This is a genomic window from Bacteroides xylanisolvens XB1A (assembly GCF_000210075.1).
Lineage (GTDB): Bacteria > Bacteroidota > Bacteroidia > Bacteroidales > Bacteroidaceae > Bacteroides > Bacteroides xylanisolvens.
Genome location: NC_021017.1, coordinates 991,902 through 1,009,600, shown reverse-complemented (window position 1 = coordinate 1,009,600; position 17,699 = coordinate 991,902). Strand labels below are relative to the sequence as shown.

Sequence of the window (17,699 nt, the reverse complement as noted above, 5' to 3'; positions counted from 1 at the left end):
TTCATTTGGAGGTAATATCCCGCAGGACGTAGCCGGGAAACAAGGTGAAAATGTCATTTTTATTGTTTATACTCTAAAAGATACTCCCGAAACTCTTGATAAAGTAAAAGATGTATGCGCTAATTTCTCGGGCATGATTCGCAGCATGCGTAATCGTTTCCCCGAACTGATGTTCAGTTGTACGATGGGCTTTGGCGCCGATGCCTGGAGCCGTCTTTTCCCGGAAAAGGGAAAGCCGAAAGAACTGAACACTTTTGAAGAGATCAAAGGCGGAAAGCACACGGCAGTCTCTACTCCGGGCGACATCTTGTTTCATATCCGTGCAAAACAGATGGGGTTGTGTTTTGAGTTTGCTTCCATCATTGACGAGAAGCTCCAGGGCGTAGTTGAACCTGTCGATGAAACTCACGGTTTCAGATATATGGACGGCAAGGCTATTATCGGCTTTGTAGACGGAACAGAGAATCCGGCAGTTGATGAGAATCCTTATCATTTTGCGGTGGTAGGAGAAGAGGATGCTGATTTTGCAGGAGGAAGTTATGTTTTTGTACAGAAGTACATTCACGATATGGTTGCATGGAACGCTCTGCCTGTGGAAGAACAGGAGAAAGTGATCGGTCGTCGTAAGTTTAACGATGTCGAGCTGTCTGACGAGGAGAAACCTCAAAATGCGCATAATGCCGTCACTAATATTGGTGATGACCTGAAAATTGTACGTGCCAACATGCCGTTTGCCAATACGTCTAAGGGAGAATATGGCACATACTTCATCGGTTATGCAAGTACGTTCAGTACGACCCGGCAGATGTTGGAAAGTATGTTCATCGGCAATCCGGTAGGGAATACCGATCGTTTGCTTGACTTCAGCACAGCTGTAACAGGAACGCTTTTCTTTGCTCCTTCCTACGATTTGCTGGGAGAATTGGGCGAATAAAAAAGAAAATAAGAATAAAAGATTGGAGGAGGATTACACTTTGGTAATCTCCTCCACTATATATTGATCTTTCACTCTCCTGCAGGTACATACAAAGTATTCCGGATGTTTCAGGGCTCCTTCTAAAGTATCAGGAAGAATCATCTCTTTGGTACGTCTATCCATTGCCACCGTTGCATATAGAATACCCTCTTTTTCGCATCTCTCAATTAATGCATTTTTTAGTTCTTCTACGCTATATTCCATTTGTGTGAGACTTTATCGCTGCAAAGTTATGGAAAATATGTATATTTTGTGCAATAATATTCCTGTAATATATAAAAATAGCTCCCTAGTTCGTCCGCCGACGAGGGAGCTATCAACACAAAAACTAAACTAGACACATTTTTGGAAATCTAGTTGTATATTCTGTATATCAATTATATAGTCCTGCTTTTTTTTATGGTTCGACCATAATTCGACCATTTGATGTTTTATGTACTATCAAGATTTCTATATTTCATATTTTATATTACTTTAAATATTATATTTGCGCATTGTCAAACTAAAATAGTGCGTTTATGAAATCGTTATTAAAAAATGTCCTAAGAAGGATAAGTAAAAAACAATCTTCTAAAGAAGATAATGCAACAGCCTTTTATCCCCAGTGTTGTGCAAAAGTGGATGATTCCGCTCGTATGCGTATAAAAATGTCTTATGACCAAAATGTAAAAGAAACTATATCAAGCTTGAAAACACTTGCTAATGATATGTCTAGTGGCTTTGTTACTTTTAAAAAGTTTCAGACTAGGCGTTATCAATACAACCCGGATGCAGATGCAACTCTATATGCTTCAAGACTGCTTCGTGCAGCTTCTATATTGGAGTTCCTATTAACTGATCCTGATAATAAATCTTAGAGATTCATTTTTTCAGCTAGAGCAGAGAGCCCTATCAGTAGTTCAGTTATATTTTTGGCTTTTCCGACAACATCATCAACTTTCGCTGCTGTATCAGGGCTTAACTCCTTTTCTAATCGTTCTAGCTGCATTTGAAATGTATCAAAACTTAATATGTATAAGTCTCTTTCAACAGTGAATCCCCCTTTTTCTGCAAAATTGAATATTTCAAAATTCAACGTAAGATATTCAATACCATATCCTTTATAGTCAATAAATCTCCTTTTTTGAACTCCTCTAAAACTATTTCATATTGTTCTTTACTGATCCTAAGGTCTGGTATATCTTTATAATTTAGTTTAGCTGTTCTTTTCCCGTTTGCTACAACCAAAATATAATTTAATACTTTATCCTTTTCTTCAGCTGTTATAACTAAAGGATATTCTCTTTCATCTTTTGAGGGTACAGTTCTAATTGGGCGCATATTTGAAAAAATAATTATTCTATTGTTTATATAGTTTCATTCTAGTATTACTGTAATACATTATATCTTTTTCTATTTCGCAGGGAATTGTTAAATTGTCTTTTTCTACTATTAGATTCACAATATTGTCGTTTATAGAGTATTTACCTGATACCGTTTCTTTCCATTCATATTCTAAATCCTCATTATCATCTGCAACATTATATATTGTGAAAGATTTCAAGTCAAAAGATATAGCAAAAAAAGATCTTAAATAAGGAGTGCCTTCTTCAAAAGACAATCGAGTTTTTCCGTACCAGTCTTTTACAGAAGTCCATGTTGTTCCTGCTAAATTAATACTGTCATCAGAGCATGAATTAAATATAAGCACAAATAAGAAGGATAGTATTAAAATTTTTTTTTTCATACGTATATAAGTTTATCCTACATTTCGTTCATTTTTCAACATAGTCAGTTCTCCTTTGGCTTTTTTAAGTTCTTCTGTGAGTAACTGATTCGTTTTAGTTTGTTCGGTGATTATACCTTGCAAGGTAGTGATCGTATCTACCAAGCGTTTCATTTGTTCTATGTTTGGGTCAGGTGTTACTTCTGAAAGTAGCATTTGACCTTTTCCGCGAAGTAACCACTCAGCAGAAATATCTTCATAGGTTAGTAGAATTGAAGTTAATACCTTAGCGGAAGGTTCTGTTCCACGTTGAAACATTGATGCTATTACAGATTGTGTTACACCAATTCTTTTCGCAAATGCGCTATCTGTAATGCCGGCAGACAGAATTATTTCTCTAATTCTTCCATTAATAGTGTTGTTATTTGTCATAAATCCAATCAATCAAAAGTTAATAAAACGCAAATGCGATAAAATAAAAAGTTTTTTGTTTTTAAAATAACGCAAATGCGATTATATTTGCATCATAAATCAATCAATCATACAAACATACAAAAAATGATTGATAAAACCAATTAAAAAATAACGATTATGAGCTACAATTTATCACAAATAATGAAGTCTGCACACCGCAATTACAAGAAGGGTGGAAAAACATTTTCAGAGTGTTTAAAATCTGCATGGAGCTTCGCAAAACTCCAAGAAAGTTTCTCACCGGAAGCAGTGAAATCAAGAACTGATAAATTTTTAGCTGAAAGACATGAAGCTATGAGCAAGACTGCCAAAGCTACACCTAGCAAGGAATATAATAACCTTAATATTCCCGCTTCCGCTTACTACAACCCAAATAGTACTCATTACGGTGCACATTACGTCGGAGATTAATCAAATTATACAACAATGGATAAAAGAACCGAACTAGAAATACAGCGAGACAAATATGAAGCTGTGATTGAAGAACGAGACGCGTTGATCAGCTCTTTGAGAGGTGAAAATGAAAAACTCAAACGAGATTTAGAATCAGAACGTGGATTTTATAGAGAGAAAGTTTCCCAATGTGATGATTTGAAGAAATTTATTGAATCGCAACGAAACTTAATGGACATAGTTTTGAAGAACAACCAAAGTATTCTCTAACCCTCACTAAAGTCAAACCAAACCGCCGGTTATCCGGTACCCAGTCCGGTCTTTGAGCCTGCCCTTGAAGGGAGACTGGGAACAACAGAGAAGAGTTCTTTGACATATTGGTAAAATGGTGTTTTGGAAGCCGACACGTGCCGAAAGGGATTACTGACGTAGGCGGGCTTCTCAACGATATAATGCTGTGGTTAATGGTCAAGCCGTATCGTTGTAAAACTAAATCAGTTAGACGTTTGTCGGCAAATCGAGGTATTTGCTTTATGTATATAAAGGTGATGTAGCTCAGGCAGGTTAGAGCGCTGTGTGTGGTGGATGGTTGAGAGTTCGAGTCTCTCAAGAAATACTCTTAGCTTAATGGAAGAGCACCACAAGCAGAGGTCGGCGGTTCGAATCCGTTCATCGCTTCAATGTTTAATTTAAAATTAGATTGTATGGAAAAGGATATTCAGAGACGTAACGTAATTGATGTATTACGGAGTATGGATGTTGGTGCAATAGAAGTATTTCCTATCGTTCAGAAACCGTCTGTAACTAATACATTGAATGCTCGGCTTTATAAAGAAAAAGCTGAAGGAATGGCTTGGAAAACAAAGTCAGATGTAAAAAATATGCAGTTTATAGTAACCAGAATTGCATAACTACCTTGCTTGTTGAGATGATCAGAGGTGAAATGGCTGAAATATTGCTAGATAATATTCTCCGTCTGTTTTCTACAGAAACGTTTGGAAAAGATAAGTCTGCGTATTATGTGGGTGGGGAAAAGAAATTGATGAATCTTATAGAAGCGGGTAAGATTGAAAGTGATAAGCCCACTAATGTTCAAAACGGCAAGTGGCATTGTAATGCTGCTCAAGTATTACTTCATTGCCGATGTGCGGGAAGGAAAGTTAAATCTAAAAAACGGAAGAAATGAAAAAGATTAAAGTGATACAGTATGCCATGATGTTCATTGCCTTATGGACAACACTGTATCTTATAGATAGCATTGAAGTTAGCAAGAAAGAATTTATTGCTGCTTTTGTATTGGTGACTGTCGTATCAGTGAATTATATCTGTTTTCGATACTACGAAGATAGGAAACAAAATAAAGATAGCCTGTGAAGGTCTGCATTGCTTAATTTTAGTATTTGTCATGTTTATTTAGCCCGGTTCGCCGGGCATCTGCCGGGATAGCCCAGTTGGTTAGAGCGCATGTTTCTACATGAGGTCAGCGGTTCGAATCCGTTTCCCGGCTCAACTCAATCAGAGTTAAGTAACCCGTGAGGGTGAAAATATATTTGCATTATATATACAATCAATGTAGCCGGAAGCGTCTGGCTACGACCTGAAGGAATGGCGGAATTGGTAAACGCAAGTATGCAGATAGATTGAAGAAAGTCATACATAGGTAATCTATCATCCCGGTTCGAGTCCGGGTTCCTTCACAGAGAATTTTTCTTTTTATGTTTAACTAATGTTGCCAGCGAAAAGGACGCTGTAGGGTTAAAGCCCCTGTTATTTGAGTTTTAATTGTTCTATACTTTTCCGGTGTGCTTTGAACGGCTATCCGGAAGCAAGAAGCTCGTGAGAGTGCTATTTAATAGTTAATGTCGTGTTTTATTTTGTGTTTGTGTTCTAGGTGAATGGTTCGTGAGAATAGTTCACTTAAAACGGATGGCTGGTGTAATTGGCAGCATACGCAGATATGCGTGATGTGGGTTCGATCCCCACGCCATTCACCCTTCTGATCCTAATTAAATTATAGTAGTTCATGAGTTTTGTTTTGTGTTTGTGATTGGGGTGTATGGTCTGTGAAGATAGTGCACCTTTTTAATTAATCGGGCGGATATGTATATCGTTGGTTGAAACTGCGGTGAGGTGCACCAATATTCCGTGAGACCGGTTCGACTCCGGTTCCGTCCACTAGCATTTACATTATGTATAAATCAGGGAGCCGTACACCCTTCAAAGCGTAGCCGTTCCATAAGGTACATTGGATTATTCATTTTCTTATTTTTCTGCCTGTACAATATCGTACAGGCAGTTTTTACTACCTGAAAATGGCGTTAAAATGGCGAAGTTTCTGTTTGCATAACTTGTCATTTTACGATAACTTTACTGATGTAATAAACTAAAAGTCAAACCATTAAATTAGAATTATGACAGCGAGAAAAAACACTGTATCAACGGTTCAGAATGAAGAGAAGAAGAAAAACTCTATTAGACCGCTTCTAGCTTCTGAAATTGAATGTAGAGTTGGTACTATGAAACCGGACGGTTCGGGCTGCTCCTTGCTATTATACAAGGATGCTCGAGTAGACATGAGAATACTCGATGAAGTGTTCGGAGAAATGAACTGGAAACGGCACCATGATGTCGTTAATGGGAATCTATTCTGTACGTTGTCCATTTGGGATAATGAAAAGAAGGAATGGGTGAGTAAACAGGATGTTGGGACAGAATCCAGCACAGAAAAAGAGAAAGGGCAGGCTTCGGACGCCTTTAAACGTGCAGGATTTAACTGGGGAATTGGGCGTGAACTTTATACGGGTCCTTTCATTTGGGTTCCACTTGAGAAAAATGAAGTATATCAGAGCAAAACAGGTTCTCCTGCTCTATATACTAAATTCAGTGTGAAAGAGATTGGCTATAACGAGCAAAAGGAGATTATTCTACTTGTTATTGTGGACAATAAAAACCGTGTTCGTTTTGCTTATGGTAATACGAAGGAAAAAGTATATGCTCCTAATGTTTCTGCTTCAAATGCTTCGGGCAAAGTATATACTGGTGTAGACCTGGATCGTGCAATTAAACAAATGACTGGTGTTAAAAGCCGCGAAGAGCTTGAAAGAGTTTGGGCAGAGCATCCTGAACTTCACAATAATAAGGAGTTCAGAAACATAACTATTGACATGCAGAAAACGTATCCCCCTAGAAATTGATAATAATGATAGAATTAGTGAAATCCAGTGTGGTTTTCAATGAGGAAAACCACACTTATATGCTCGGTGAAAAACAGTTGCAAGGTATAACCGGTATGATTAGCCGGCAGTTGTTCCCTGACAAATATAAAGATGTCCCGGATTTTGTATTGAAGAGAGCTGCTGAGAAGGGTAGCCTTATTCATGCTCAATGCCAGTTTGCTGATGCAACAGGCTTACCGCCTGAAAGTATTGAAGCAGAGAATTACATCAGAATGAGGGTAAATGCCGGATATAAGGCGCTTGCCAATGAATATACCGTTTCTGATAACGAATACTTTGCATCAAATATAGATTGCGTTTGGGAGAAAGTCGGTAGAATTAGTCTTGTTGACATTAAAACTACGCTGCATCTTGATAAGGAGTATTTAAGTTGGCAGTTGTCAATCTATGCTTATCTGTTTGAACTCCAAAATCCATTACTCAAAGTTGATAAATTGTTCGGCATTTGGGTACGTGGTGATAAACATGAATTGGTTGTAATTCCTCGTAAGCCTGATAAAGAAGTCAAGAAGTTAATGGAATGCGAGAAGAAGGGTGAGCAATATCTATCCGATCTTCCCGTTCCTGCCCCTGATGATGACAAGTTACTTATTCCAATGCAGCTTGTAAATACTATAATCGGGATTGAGGAAGAACTTGCAGATCTAACCAAGATTCAGAAAGATTATAAAGCAAAATTGAAAACTGCTATGCGTGAGAATGGTGTCAAGTCATGGGATGCCGGAAGATTGCGAGTTAGTTATACACCCGCTTCTACGAGTGACAATTTTGATACTAAAAAGTTTCAGGCTGACCATCCGGAATTATATTCTAAGTATATCAAAACAGTTCCTAAAGCTGATAGTATCCGTGTAACAATAAGGGAGGATAAATCATGAGTTTAAACAAATTGATGCTTATCGGGCACGTTGGCAAAGACCCCGATATTAGAATTTTGGAAGCTGGTTCTAAAGTGGTCACTTTCTCCTTTGCCACCACTGAAAAAGGCTATACCCTTGCCAATGGAACACAGGTTCCTGAAAGAACTGAATGGCATAATATTGTTGTTTGGCGTGGTCTTGCCGATGTTGTTGAGAAGTATGTCCATAAGGGAGACAAGTTGTATCTGGAAGGAAAGATAAGAACTCGGAGTTATGATGATAGCAGAGGAATTAAACGGTATATTACAGAACTTTTTGTTGATAATATGGAGATGCTTTCTGTTAAGCCTCAACAAGCGCCACCACCGCCACCTCTTCCGGAACACACCAATAATCAGACTCGAAGTGCGGTGAATGAGTGCCCGCCACCGCTACCACCGACCAAGGACGATTTGCCATTCTGATAGGTTATGGAAGCAACATTGACGAAGAAAGATGGCAAAATCCAAATGGATAAGTCTTTCGAGTTCATGTGCAGCACACTTCGTAATGGAGAATACACTGTAACCATTAAGAAAAAAACACAGCCGAGAACATTAAATCAAAATGCTCTCATGTGGAAATGGTTTCAGTGTATTGGTGCCTGTTTGCGTGAATACACAGGTGAAGAGTATTGGAGCACTGCTGCTGGAGTTCAGGATATACATGACTTGTATTGTAAGAAGTTTCTTGTGAAACAGGTTCATGTGAATGGTAAGGTGGAAACTATTGTGCGAGGAACAAGTAAACTTAATACTTTAGAGATGCATAATTTCATGGAAAGCGTGAAAATAGATGCGGCCACCGAGTTTGGTATTACACTTCCATTGCCTGAAGACCAGCATTACTTAGATTTTATTCATGAGTACCAAAACCGGTACTAATTAATCCTTTTATAATTTATGATTGCAAATTTGAGAAACTACGAACCCGAGACAATCGAGTTTGTAGTTCCCGATTCTATTCGGGAAAAATTTCCCCCTGTTTTATTTCAGGGTTCTACGAATGTAGATGAATTGATAAAGTTGGTGAATGAGCATTTCAATGCTACATTCCCTGAAAGTGAGGTGACACAACGTTTACTGGATGAATTTGAGATTTCCGAAATTCGTGAAGAGTATTGCATCAAGCAAGAGAATGAGGTCCCCAAACGCGAACGTGAACTGTTGGAAGCCATTGAACGTGCGAAGAAAATTAAGAGTGATGCACAAGACAGGTTAGCTTCTATTAAGACTGAAATTAAAGACCTGGCTGCCGAGGTCAAAAAGGGGACGAGGGAGTATCATCTTTCAAGTAAGAATACGATCCGGTTTGCTCTTGATGGATATTTCCTGTATTATTCATGGGTGAACGGTGAGTTTAAGCTTGTGAAAGCTGAAAAAATTCCTGATTGGGACAAACGTTCTCTTTGGGCACAGGAAGATCGAAACAGAAAAGCGATGCTTGATTTGTTTGGTATTGAATATCCTGAAGTAGAACGTCCTATTGATGATACAGAAGATTATGGGGACAAGTTCGAAGAAGACCTGTCCGATAAACTTCCTGAAGAAGAACCGGAAGACGATGAGTAGATTGCAGCACAAAAAAGGCAGGAAGTCCAACTATGTGAAGCGGCTTGTGAATAATCCAGATTGGGAAGAAGCCAAGCGTAAAGTTCGTATTAGGGACGGACATAAATGCCAGATGTGCGGTAAAGACTTTAATTTAGAGATTCACCACAAAACATACAGGGTTAACGGAAAATCAATCGTTGGTCATGAGCTTGAACATCTTGATTGTCTCGTTACCCTTTGTGGTGACTGTCATTCGAAAGTTCATAAATATCACATCAAATTATGACATACCAGTTAAGAGACTACCAAAAAAGTGCTAGTGATGCAGCGGTCAGCGTTTTTAAATCCAAGGAAAAGAAAAACTACGTGATAGTTCTTCCCACTGGTGCCGGGAAGTCCCTTGTCATTGCCAATATAGCTGCACGGATAGACGGGCCGCTGATAGTGTTCCAGCCTAGCAAGGAAATACTCGAACAAAATTTTGCGAAACTTCAATCATACGGCATATTCGATTGTGGAGTTTATTCAGCTTCTGCCGGAAGAAAGGATATCAATCGTATTACGTTTGCTATGATTGGTAGTGTGATGAAACATATGAGTTTCTTCAAACATTTCAAGCACGTTCTGATTGATGAATGTCATTTAGTGAATCCGGAGAAAGGAATGTATAAGGAATTCTTTGAAGATGAGCAAAGGAAAGTTATTGGGCTGACAGCGACTCCTTACAGATTATGTTCAGGAAGAGGTGGTGCTATGCTTAAATTTATAACTCGTACCCGGCCAAAGGTTTTCACTGATGTTATTTATCACTGTCAGGTGAGTGAACTACTTGCTAAAGGATTTCTCGCAAGTTTGAAATACTATGATATTACAAAGTTGGATTTAAGTAGAGTCAGGACTAATTCTACTGGTGCAGATTACGATGAAAAAAGTCTTCTGCAAGAGTTTGAACGTGTGGACATATACAAAGATATAGTTGGATGGACAAAACGTCTGTTGAACCCCAAATCGGGCATACCACGCAAAGGTATTTTAATATTCACGAGGTTTATTCGTGAAGCTGAAAAACTGGCTTCCGAAATTCCTAATTGTGCGATCGTTAGCGGTTCTACTCCAAAGGAAGAAAGGGCACGAATTCTGAAAGGTTTTAAAGATGGAAGAATAAAAGTTGTTGCTAATGTCGGAGTACTTACAACCGGATTCGATTATCCGGAGCTTGATACGATTGTTCTTGCACGTCCAACCAAATCCCTTTCCCTCTATTATCAAATGGTCGGTCGTGTTATTCGTCCCTGCCAAGGTAAAGAGGGTTGGGTTGTTGATTTGAGTGGGAATTTCCGGCGTTTTGGGCGTGTTGAAGAGTTACGCATAGAACAGCCTGAAAAGGGAAAATGGTGTATAATGAGTCGTGGCCGTCAATTAACCAATGTAGTATTTTAATTATCATGTGGAGAAATTACAAGAAGAAAGAAAAGAAAAAGCCTCTTTTCGAGGTAGAAGGTGTTAAGGTCAAGAAGAAACCTGATCTTGTCGATAAACTAGACAGGATATTTAGTTTATTCATCCGTTATCGTGATACGATGCCTAATGGATATTTTCAGTGTATTTCATGTGGTAAAATAAAGCCTTTCAATAAAGCAGATTGCGGTCATTACATCAACCGCCAACACATGAGTACTCGCTTTGATGAAATGAACTGCAATGCTCAATGTTCACATTGTAACCGCTTCATGGAAGGAAATATTCAGGATTATCGCAGACGTCTAGTTGCCAAGTATGGTGAACGAAATGTGCTGATCCTGGAAGCCAAGAAAAATGTTACTAAGCAATTTAGTGACTTTCAATTAGAAAAGCTGATTACTCATTACAAGGAAGAAGCGAAAAAACTGAAGGAAGCAAAAGGTCTGTGAGTTTTATTACTAATCGGAGTATAATCCCTTAAAATATGGAAAGAAATTCATTCATCTTTTATAAAGGGTGGAGAGAAGCAATCAAGGATTTGCCGGATGATGTCAGGCTGGAGATTTACGAAAGCATAATTGAGTATGCGACAACGGGAAATCTTCGGGGGTTGAAACCTATGGCAAATATTGCTTTCAACTTTATAAAGATAGATATAGACAGGGATACTGAAAAGTATATGTCTATTGTGGAAAGGAATAAGAGCAATGGTTCTAAGGGGGGACGTCCGAAAAGTGAAAACCCAAAAGAACCCAAAGAACCCACAAAACTCACTGGGTTATTTGGAAACCCAAAAGAACCCACAAAACCCGATAATGATAATGAATATGATAATGATTATGTAGATGATAATGATTCTCATTTAAAAAAGAAAGAAACTTCTCCTAAAGGAGAATCAAAGAAAGACGAGCTTTCTTTGTTCCCCGAGGAAAAGATTGATTGGGGTGGGCTAATGGATTATTTTAATTCCACGTTTAAAGGTAAACTTCCTGCTATAAAGTCCATAGATGCAAAACGAAAGAAAGCTATTAAAGCACGTGTCGCACAATACGGGAAGCAAGCTATATTCGATGTGTTCCAATTGGTTTTAGACAGTCCTTTCTTGCTTGGACAAAACGATAAAAATTGGAGGTGCACTTTTGACTGGATATTCTTGCCTACAAAATTTACAAATATTTTAGAAGGTAACTATAATGGAAAACGAACTGATACTGCGGCCACAAGAAGAGAATCGGTTAGCAGTCTTACGGACCTCGCCGAAGAACTACTGCAAAGCTCTATGTCCAAAGAAGGTTGAAGATGTATTTCAAAGTGATGAACCTTCTATTGGCACTATCATAAGAAAGTTTGGTGAACCACAGGCTAGAGCAGTGCTGGTCATATTGATAGCTGATGCCTTGGAGTTTTTCAATGTTAGTAATACAATGTCTGCTACCCAAGTTGCTACTACAGTAGATTTAATCATTGAAGAATATCCCTATATGAAAACTGATGATTTTAAACTGTGTTTCAAGAATGCAATGAAAATGAAATATGGTGAAAATTACAATCGTATTGATGGTTCTATCATTATGGGATGGCTTCGTGAATACAACAAAGAACGTTGTGCTGTTGCTGATAATCAGTCATGGAATACTCATAAGGCTAAATTGTCAGGGGAAACGAGTTTTACAAGTGGCTTGTCGTATGAAGAATACCGGAACGAACTCAAACTTAGAGTTGAGCAAGGAGATGAAGAAGCTGCTAAAGCGTTAAGTCTCTCAAATGAAATAATCTCTTATCTAAACAAAAGAGAAAATGGCAAACAAGAAGCAGAAGGTGACAATTTACTGGAACACTAGGCATATCAAACTTGAAGATATTCCTGAAGTGAAAAGAAGAATACGGGAGCGTTTTTGGTATTCCTAATCACACAACTGTTAATGGTGAAACGGATTGTTATATCCGTGAGGAAGATATGGAATTGCTTCGGGAAACGGAAAAACGTGGCTTCATTCAAATACGTAATAAGCCCGCATGAAAATGGCGTTAAAATGGCGAAGTTTCTGTTTGCATAACTTGTCATTTTACGATAACTTTACTGATGTAATGAATTAAAAGTCAAACCAATATAATTAAATTATGGAAGTACAAAACATTAGAATTGACCTTATCAGTCCTTCTCCTTTGAATCCGAGAAAGACTTTTGATGAAGCAGCTCTTGAAGAGCTTGCAAGCAACATTGAAAAGCAAGGTTTATTGCAACCTATCACTGTCAGAGTTGCTAAATCCGAGGAGATGACTAACCTAGAAACCGGAGATGTTACCCCATTACCTTACACATACGAAATTGTTTGCGGTGAGCGTCGTTTCCGGGCTGTGTCACTTTTGAAAGCAAAGGAAGATGAAGCGAATGTTGCAAAAATCAAAGCCCATCGAAAAAAGTCGGAAAAATTTCAGACAATATCCTGCATTGTCAGAGAAATGACAGATGATGAGGCTTTTGAAGCGATGATTACCGAGAATCTTCAAAGAAAAGATGTTGATCCCATCGAAGAAGCTTTTGCCTTTGCGCAGTTGGCTGAAAAAGGACGAACTTTGGAAGATATCGCTCTTAAAATAGGAAAGTCTACCCGGTTTGTTTTTGACCGTATTAAATTAAATTCTCTTATTCCTGAACTAAAAGAGCGGGTAAGAAATGGAGATATACCATTGTCCGGTGCTATGATTCTTTCTAAATTGGATGAAGATACTCAAAAAGAGTTTCATGAGGAGGAGGAAGAACAATGTACTACTGCTATGATTCGAGAATTTGTGAGTAATTCTTTCATGGAGCTTGGTAACGCACCTTGGATTAAAGATGATTCCGATAATTGGGAAAATACTGATATTAAATCATGTTCTCAATGTGAGAATAATACGTGTAATCATGGTTGTTTGTTCTATGAAATGAATAGTAAGGATGCTAGATGTATCAATGCTGCTTGCTATGAGAAAAAACAGATTGCTTATGTGACGCGGAAAATTCAACTAGAATATGAACATCTTGTTAAAGTTGGCGAACCTCTTTCATTTGGAAAAACAATAATTATCGCTAGACGTCCCGATACATATTGGGGAGGAAGATAGAAAGGTTTTCTATGAAAAAACTTTGGAAGCTGTTAAACAACTTGGATTTGAAATAGTTGATCCTGATGAAATCTTTAGATGTAAGTGCTGGTATTCAGAAGATGATGAACGCACTTTGAAAATGCTTGAAGATGGAGAAGTTTATCGTTGTCTTTCATTTTTTGGACATTATTCTCCCGAATTTAACGTTAGTTTCTATTATGTTAGAAAAGAAACGGCTTCCTCTACTTCCGCCGTTGCCGATCTAAAAGAGATAGAAAGGGAAAAAATAAACGCCCAATTAAAAAGAGCGAAGGATATAGTCAAGGAGAAGTCTGCTGAAGAAATGCGCAAGTGGGCGCAAGAGAAAACATATTATCAGAGAACAAAAGAATTCTCTGAAAATGAACAACTTGTTTTTGATGTGCTGGTTCTTAGCGGTTGTAGCAGTACTTATCTTGAAAAACTGAATTTGAAAAAATGGAATGGTGAGAGTGATTTTGTAAATTATGTCAAGAACAACCAAGCTGACCGACACCAATGGTATAGAGCCTTTATTGCTGAATGCTTATCATCGAATAATGTGAATTTCTACTCCTATTTGCAAAAGTGTCAGAAAATCCTTTTTGCAGAACAATATCCGGATGATTTCAAAGCACTCTCTAAGAAACTTGCGGATTCATATGATAAGAAAGAAAAGAAGCTCAAAGAAAGACTGAAAGAACTAAATAACGATAACACAGAGGAAGCCTAGTGGTTTCCTCTCTTTATTGACGCACTTATGAAAACGTGGACTGACGAACAACTTGCTATACTTGACAGTGAGTACCCGACTGCTGATTTAAAAGAACTTGCTAGGCGTCTTGATAAAACACTTAGTGCTGTTAAAACAAAGGCCTTGATTCGAAAACTTAGGCGCTCTCCGAGAATCTCGTTTTGGAATAGTGAGAGACTTGATAAATTGAAAAAGTTGTATCCCAATCATACTAATGAGGAAATAGCACAGATATTAGGTATCACTTATTCTGCTGTAAATGGAATTGCATTTAAATTACGGCTCTTTAAATCTAAAGAATTTAAATTTCAATGCGCTTCTAAAAGCTTCTTTCCTAAAGGCCACCAACCGATGAACAAGGGACGTAAGCAAACGGAATATATGTCAGAGGAACAATTAGCAAAAACGAAAGCTACTCAATTTAAGAAAGGACATATCCCAAAAAATCATAAACCAGTCGGTTATGAACGCATAACTCGTGACGGTTACATTGAAGTGAAAACTGCCGAACCGAATGTCTTTGAACTTAAACATCGGCTTGTATGGATTGAGCATAATGGAGAAATCCCCCCTGGTTATAATATTCAGTTTAAGGATGGCAATAGGCAAAACGTTTCCATTGAGAACCTTTACATGATTAGTCGTTCTGAACAATTAAAAAAAGAGAATTCTTTGTATGCCCGATATCCGGAAGATGTTCAGTACCTAATCAAGCTAAAAGGAGCTTTGAATAGACAAATTAATAAAGCAACAAAAAAGAATGAATCATGACTGATGGAGCAATAGATAGATTGAAAGAAATGGTTAATAAACCATTCCTTTATCAGAATGAAGAAGTTGTAATTCTCAATTACTGTGACGGTACCGGTGATGATGGTACCGAAGTTGAGATATACTTGAATAATGGCAAAGTGTTAGTGTTTAGTATGTTTGATTTGGCTTCCAAGTTGAACCGTTTCCGGCCAATAACAAATACTGTTGTCGTGTTGGCAAATGAACGGTTGAATAAGGTGTCTACAGTGAACCCTACCATTTTACAAGATTTGAGGAATTTGGTTCTTCAACAAATTAAGGATGTGAAAGAAGATCCTAGTAAAGTGAGCCAAGCAAAACAAGTTTTCCAAGGGGTTAATACCGTAATCAATCTTGCCAAAACAGAATTGGAATACAGGAAGTATTTGGATACAACAGACCCTCAAAATAAATAATTAGTATGCTGATAGGTAAAGAATATGTTCATTGGTTTCGCATCAGAGACCAACCTAATAGAATCGTGTGAGATTATTCATAGTCTAACAATTTAACCCGATCGATATGATAACATTGAATAGGTTTGCCCAGAGATGCTTGAATATCATGAGGAAGCGCTTTAAGATGAATGAGCATAGCTCAAGAAAAGCGTTTAGCATAAGAATTGAAGCCGTTTGGAGAAAATTCGATATTGCTTCTAAATATAGGAGTGATAATCTTCCTAAATATTCGGAAGATGAAGAATTAGCAGCCGAGATGATAATTTACCTTGTTGCCTATTTAAAAAGATTTGGTTGTGAGGACATTGAACAGCTTATCAAAGATAAGATAGAGTTCGATGATAGAAAAAATGATTAGGTGTTGTTACTGACTGTTTGTGTTGTTGATTTTGTGTTGTTGATTTTAATATAGTTAGTTATGACAGAGATTATTCAAGTCTGCCTACTTGATTTTAATAAGGGGCAGCTCACGGGATTGCCGAAAAATCCACGTTTTTTTCGTGATTACCGCTTTGAAGCGATGAAGAAAAGCATTCAGGATTCGCCAGAGATGCTTGAGCTTCGAGAACTTATAGTTTTTCCCTACAATGATGGCAGATATATTGTTGTTTGTGGTAATTTACGTTTGCGAGCTTGCAAGGAGTTAGGTTATAAAGAACTGCCTTGTAAAATTCTGGCACCTGATACCCCCGTTAAGAAGTTGAGGGAATATGCCACTAAAGATAATGTCAATTTTGGTGAGAATGATTTGGACGTTATGGAAAACGAGTGGAATAAGGCGGAACTCCAAGATTGGGGCATCGAATTTGCCCCGGAGAAGAAAGAGGATGAATTTAAAGAGCGCTTCGATGCCATCACGGATGATACAGCCATTTATCCTCTCATTCCAAAGTATGACGAAAAACATGAGTTGTTTATCATCACCTCAAGTAATGAGGTAGATAGCAACTGGCTTCGTGAAAGGCTGGACATGCAGCACATGAAGTCGTACAAAACCGGGAAAATAAGTAAATCCAATGTAATTGATATAAAAGACGTTCGCCATGCCCTGCAAGATAGTAATACCAAGTCATAAACGCCATGACCGGGTGTTCGCTAAAAAGTTGGTGAACGATCCTATCATTTGCGTTGCTGAAAGTCAAGCTGACTTATATCAACAATTTAACCCGGAATGTGAAATTGTTACTCATCCTGACGACGTTATGGGCCTCATCCCGAAACGTAACTGGATGGCAAAGCATTTTGGAGAACTTTTCATGCTTGATGATGATGTCCATGCCTGCAAACCTATTTATGTGGAAAAAGGAGAACCTAGCCGGATAAAGGATAAAGATAAGATAACCAATATCATTCAGTCATTATTTGAGATGGCCAGTATGATGGATGTACATCTGTTTGGCTTCACCGCTCGGATATCGCCGGTAATGTATGATGAATCCGCTTTTCTTTCTCTTTCGAAAATGATAACCGGTTGCAGTTATGGAGTAATCTATAACAAAAACACTTGGTGGAATGAGGAAATACGTTTGAAGGAAGATTTTTGGATTTCTTGTTACATGAAGTACAAAGAACGTAAGGTTTTAACCGATTTGCGGTATAATTTTGAGCAAAAGAACACTTTTGTAAACGCTGGTGGGCTTGCTTCTATAAGGAATCAGGAAGAGGAACGTAAATCTATCCTCTTTATCAAAAAGAATTTTGGTGATAGTATTTTGCTAAAGAGTGCAACCACTAATGGGAAAGACAAAACAAAGCAGCTCGTTCAATATAATATATCATGCAAATTCAAATTCTAATAGTCTGTAAAAAAGGCGTTTAAATGGCGTCCATTCTGTTTGTCATATTCGCCTTTTTTAGCTAATTTTACTGATGTAATGAACTAAAAGTCAA

At 37.9% G+C, this 17,699-nt stretch carries 27 protein-coding genes, 5 tRNA genes and 2 pseudogenes; 29 read left to right on the top strand and 5 right to left on the bottom strand.

The window, feature by feature from the left end:
- On the top strand, positions 1-934 hold a 934-nt coding region (locus tag BXY_RS04295; protein WP_208946758.1), incomplete at its 5' end, for a Dyp-type peroxidase.
- A 33-nt stretch (positions 935-967) separates the two neighbouring features.
- On the opposite strand, the gene BXY_RS04290 is transcribed toward BXY_RS04295, so the two are convergent.
- Positions 968-1,180, bottom strand: coding sequence for a hypothetical protein (locus BXY_RS04290; protein WP_004314093.1), 213 nt, complete (start codon positions 1,178-1,180; stop codon positions 968-970).
- 314 nt (positions 1,181-1,494) lie between these two features.
- Between BXY_RS04290 and BXY_RS04285 the strand changes: the two genes are divergently transcribed.
- The gene (locus BXY_RS04285; protein WP_004300192.1) at positions 1,495-1,833 is read left to right on the top strand and encodes a hypothetical protein; all 339 of its coding nucleotides are present in this window, start codon (positions 1,495-1,497) and stop codon (positions 1,831-1,833) included.
- Here the strand turns inward: BXY_RS04285 and BXY_RS23480 are convergent.
- From BXY_RS23480 to BXY_RS04270, 4 genes are read right to left on the bottom strand one after another with little or no spacing between them, the layout of a single operon-like run.
- Positions 1,830-2,051 (bottom strand): hypothetical protein, encoded by a 222-nt coding sequence (locus tag BXY_RS23480; protein WP_243442474.1) that lies wholly within the window; start codon positions 2,049-2,051, stop codon positions 1,830-1,832. The genes BXY_RS04285 and BXY_RS23480 overlap by 4 nt on opposite strands.
- Positions 2,048-2,296 (bottom strand): hypothetical protein, encoded by a 249-nt coding sequence (locus tag BXY_RS23475; protein ID WP_015531266.1) that lies wholly within the window; start codon positions 2,294-2,296, stop codon positions 2,048-2,050. Before BXY_RS23475 ends, BXY_RS23480 begins: the two co-directional genes overlap by 4 nt.
- 19 nt (positions 2,297-2,315) lie before the next feature.
- A complete protein-coding gene (locus BXY_RS04275; RefSeq protein WP_008765984.1) occupies positions 2,316-2,702 on the bottom strand; it encodes a hypothetical protein in 387 nt (128 codons plus the stop codon).
- A 12-nt stretch (positions 2,703-2,714) separates the two neighbouring features.
- A complete protein-coding gene (locus tag BXY_RS04270; RefSeq protein WP_008765983.1) occupies positions 2,715-3,113 on the bottom strand; it encodes a helix-turn-helix domain-containing protein in 399 nt (132 codons plus the stop codon).
- A 159-nt stretch (positions 3,114-3,272) separates the two neighbouring features.
- Here BXY_RS04270 and BXY_RS04265 point away from each other — a divergent pair, with 159 nt between their 5' ends.
- The 27 genes and pseudogenes from BXY_RS04265 to BXY_RS04140 all read left to right on the top strand — a co-directional run bounded on the left by BXY_RS04265 (position 3,273) and on the right by BXY_RS04140 (position 17,605).
- Positions 3,273-3,566 carry a hypothetical protein gene (locus BXY_RS04265; RefSeq protein WP_008765982.1) on the top strand — a complete coding sequence of 98 codons (294 nt, stop codon included), beginning with the start codon at positions 3,273-3,275 and terminating at the stop codon, positions 3,564-3,566.
- Positions 3,567-3,581: 15 nt separating this feature from the next.
- Positions 3,582-3,818, top strand: coding sequence for a hypothetical protein (locus BXY_RS04260; protein WP_004300198.1), 237 nt, complete (start codon positions 3,582-3,584; stop codon positions 3,816-3,818).
- A gap of 274 nt (positions 3,819-4,092) precedes the next feature.
- A tRNA-OTHER gene (locus BXY_RS04255) sits at positions 4,093-4,226 on the top strand.
- 26 nt (positions 4,227-4,252) lie between these two features.
- Positions 4,253-4,459, top strand: a complete 207-nt coding sequence (locus BXY_RS04250) for a hypothetical protein (protein WP_004318833.1) — start codon at positions 4,253-4,255, stop codon at positions 4,457-4,459.
- 17 nt (positions 4,460-4,476) lie between these two features.
- Positions 4,477-4,734 (top strand): hypothetical protein, encoded by a 258-nt coding sequence (locus BXY_RS04245; RefSeq protein WP_004300201.1) that lies wholly within the window; start codon positions 4,477-4,479, stop codon positions 4,732-4,734.
- A complete protein-coding gene (locus BXY_RS04240) occupies positions 4,731-4,922 on the top strand; it encodes a hypothetical protein (RefSeq protein WP_004300202.1) in 192 nt (63 codons plus the stop codon). Before BXY_RS04245 ends, BXY_RS04240 begins: the two co-directional genes overlap by 4 nt.
- A gap of 62 nt (positions 4,923-4,984) precedes the next feature.
- Positions 4,985-5,055, top strand: a tRNA-OTHER gene (locus BXY_RS04235).
- A 92-nt stretch (positions 5,056-5,147) separates the two neighbouring features.
- A tRNA-OTHER gene (locus BXY_RS04230) sits at positions 5,148-5,245 on the top strand.
- A 227-nt stretch (positions 5,246-5,472) separates the two neighbouring features.
- A tRNA-OTHER gene (locus tag BXY_RS04225) sits at positions 5,473-5,539 on the top strand.
- Positions 5,540-5,640: 101 nt separating this feature from the next.
- Positions 5,641-5,723 (top strand) — tRNA-OTHER (locus BXY_RS04220).
- Between the two features lie 236 nt (positions 5,724-5,959).
- Positions 5,960-6,742, top strand: a complete 783-nt coding sequence (locus BXY_RS04215; protein WP_008765981.1) for a hypothetical protein — start codon at positions 5,960-5,962, stop codon at positions 6,740-6,742.
- Between the two features lie 5 nt (positions 6,743-6,747).
- Positions 6,748-7,662, top strand: coding sequence for a hypothetical protein (locus tag BXY_RS04210; RefSeq protein ID WP_008765980.1), 915 nt, complete (start codon positions 6,748-6,750; stop codon positions 7,660-7,662).
- Positions 7,659-8,108, top strand: coding sequence for a single-stranded DNA-binding protein (locus BXY_RS04205; protein ID WP_008765979.1), 450 nt, complete (start codon positions 7,659-7,661; stop codon positions 8,106-8,108). The genes BXY_RS04210 and BXY_RS04205 overlap by 4 nt, the downstream gene beginning before the upstream one ends.
- Before the next feature lie 6 nt (positions 8,109-8,114).
- A complete protein-coding gene (locus BXY_RS04200; protein WP_004300208.1) occupies positions 8,115-8,567 on the top strand; it encodes a NinB/YbcN family protein in 453 nt (150 codons plus the stop codon).
- 18 nt (positions 8,568-8,585) lie between these two features.
- A complete protein-coding gene (locus tag BXY_RS04195) occupies positions 8,586-9,254 on the top strand; it encodes a hypothetical protein (protein WP_004300209.1) in 669 nt (222 codons plus the stop codon).
- On the top strand, positions 9,172-9,522 hold the full coding sequence (locus tag BXY_RS23775) for an HNH endonuclease (RefSeq protein ID WP_309569453.1): 351 nt from the start codon (positions 9,172-9,174) through the stop codon (positions 9,520-9,522). The genes BXY_RS04195 and BXY_RS23775 overlap by 83 nt, the downstream gene beginning before the upstream one ends.
- Positions 9,519-10,676, top strand: a complete 1,158-nt coding sequence (locus BXY_RS04185) for a DEAD/DEAH box helicase (protein WP_008999323.1) — start codon at positions 9,519-9,521, stop codon at positions 10,674-10,676. The genes BXY_RS23775 and BXY_RS04185 overlap by 4 nt, the downstream gene beginning before the upstream one ends.
- 5 nt (positions 10,677-10,681) lie before the next feature.
- Complete coding sequence (locus BXY_RS04180) at positions 10,682-11,146, top strand: recombination protein NinG (protein ID WP_004300212.1); 465 nt, start codon at positions 10,682-10,684, stop codon at positions 11,144-11,146.
- A gap of 35 nt (positions 11,147-11,181) precedes the next feature.
- Positions 11,182-11,994 carry a DUF6291 domain-containing protein gene (locus BXY_RS04175; protein ID WP_008765976.1) on the top strand — a complete coding sequence of 271 codons (813 nt, stop codon included), beginning with the start codon at positions 11,182-11,184 and terminating at the stop codon, positions 11,992-11,994.
- A gap of 127 nt (positions 11,995-12,121) precedes the next feature.
- Positions 12,122-12,538, top strand: coding sequence for a hypothetical protein (locus BXY_RS23770; protein WP_008765975.1), 417 nt, complete (start codon positions 12,122-12,124; stop codon positions 12,536-12,538).
- Positions 12,495-12,717: pseudogene (locus BXY_RS23460) on the top strand (hypothetical protein). Before BXY_RS23770 ends, BXY_RS23460 begins: the two are co-directional and overlap by 44 nt.
- A gap of 101 nt (positions 12,718-12,818) precedes the next feature.
- Positions 12,819-14,538: pseudogene (locus tag BXY_RS23765) on the top strand (ParB/RepB/Spo0J family partition protein).
- A 27-nt stretch (positions 14,539-14,565) separates the two neighbouring features.
- Positions 14,566-15,330: an HNH endonuclease signature motif containing protein gene (locus tag BXY_RS04160; RefSeq protein ID WP_008765973.1), complete on the top strand. Its 765-nt coding sequence runs from the start codon at positions 14,566-14,568 to the stop codon at positions 15,328-15,330.
- Positions 15,327-15,767: a hypothetical protein gene (locus tag BXY_RS04155; protein WP_008765972.1), complete on the top strand. Its 441-nt coding sequence runs from the start codon at positions 15,327-15,329 to the stop codon at positions 15,765-15,767. The genes BXY_RS04160 and BXY_RS04155 overlap by 4 nt, the downstream gene beginning before the upstream one ends.
- A 106-nt stretch (positions 15,768-15,873) precedes the next feature.
- Positions 15,874-16,167 (top strand): hypothetical protein, encoded by a 294-nt coding sequence (locus BXY_RS04150; protein WP_004318818.1) that lies wholly within the window; start codon positions 15,874-15,876, stop codon positions 16,165-16,167.
- A 60-nt stretch (positions 16,168-16,227) separates the two neighbouring features.
- Positions 16,228-16,884, top strand: a complete 657-nt coding sequence (locus BXY_RS04145; protein WP_004311535.1) for a ParB N-terminal domain-containing protein — start codon at positions 16,228-16,230, stop codon at positions 16,882-16,884.
- The gene (locus tag BXY_RS04140) at positions 16,853-17,605 is read left to right on the top strand and encodes a GREB1-related protein (protein ID WP_004300221.1); all 753 of its coding nucleotides are present in this window, start codon (positions 16,853-16,855) and stop codon (positions 17,603-17,605) included. The genes BXY_RS04145 and BXY_RS04140 overlap by 32 nt, the downstream gene beginning before the upstream one ends.
- The last annotated feature ends 94 nt before the right edge of the window (positions 17,606-17,699 follow it).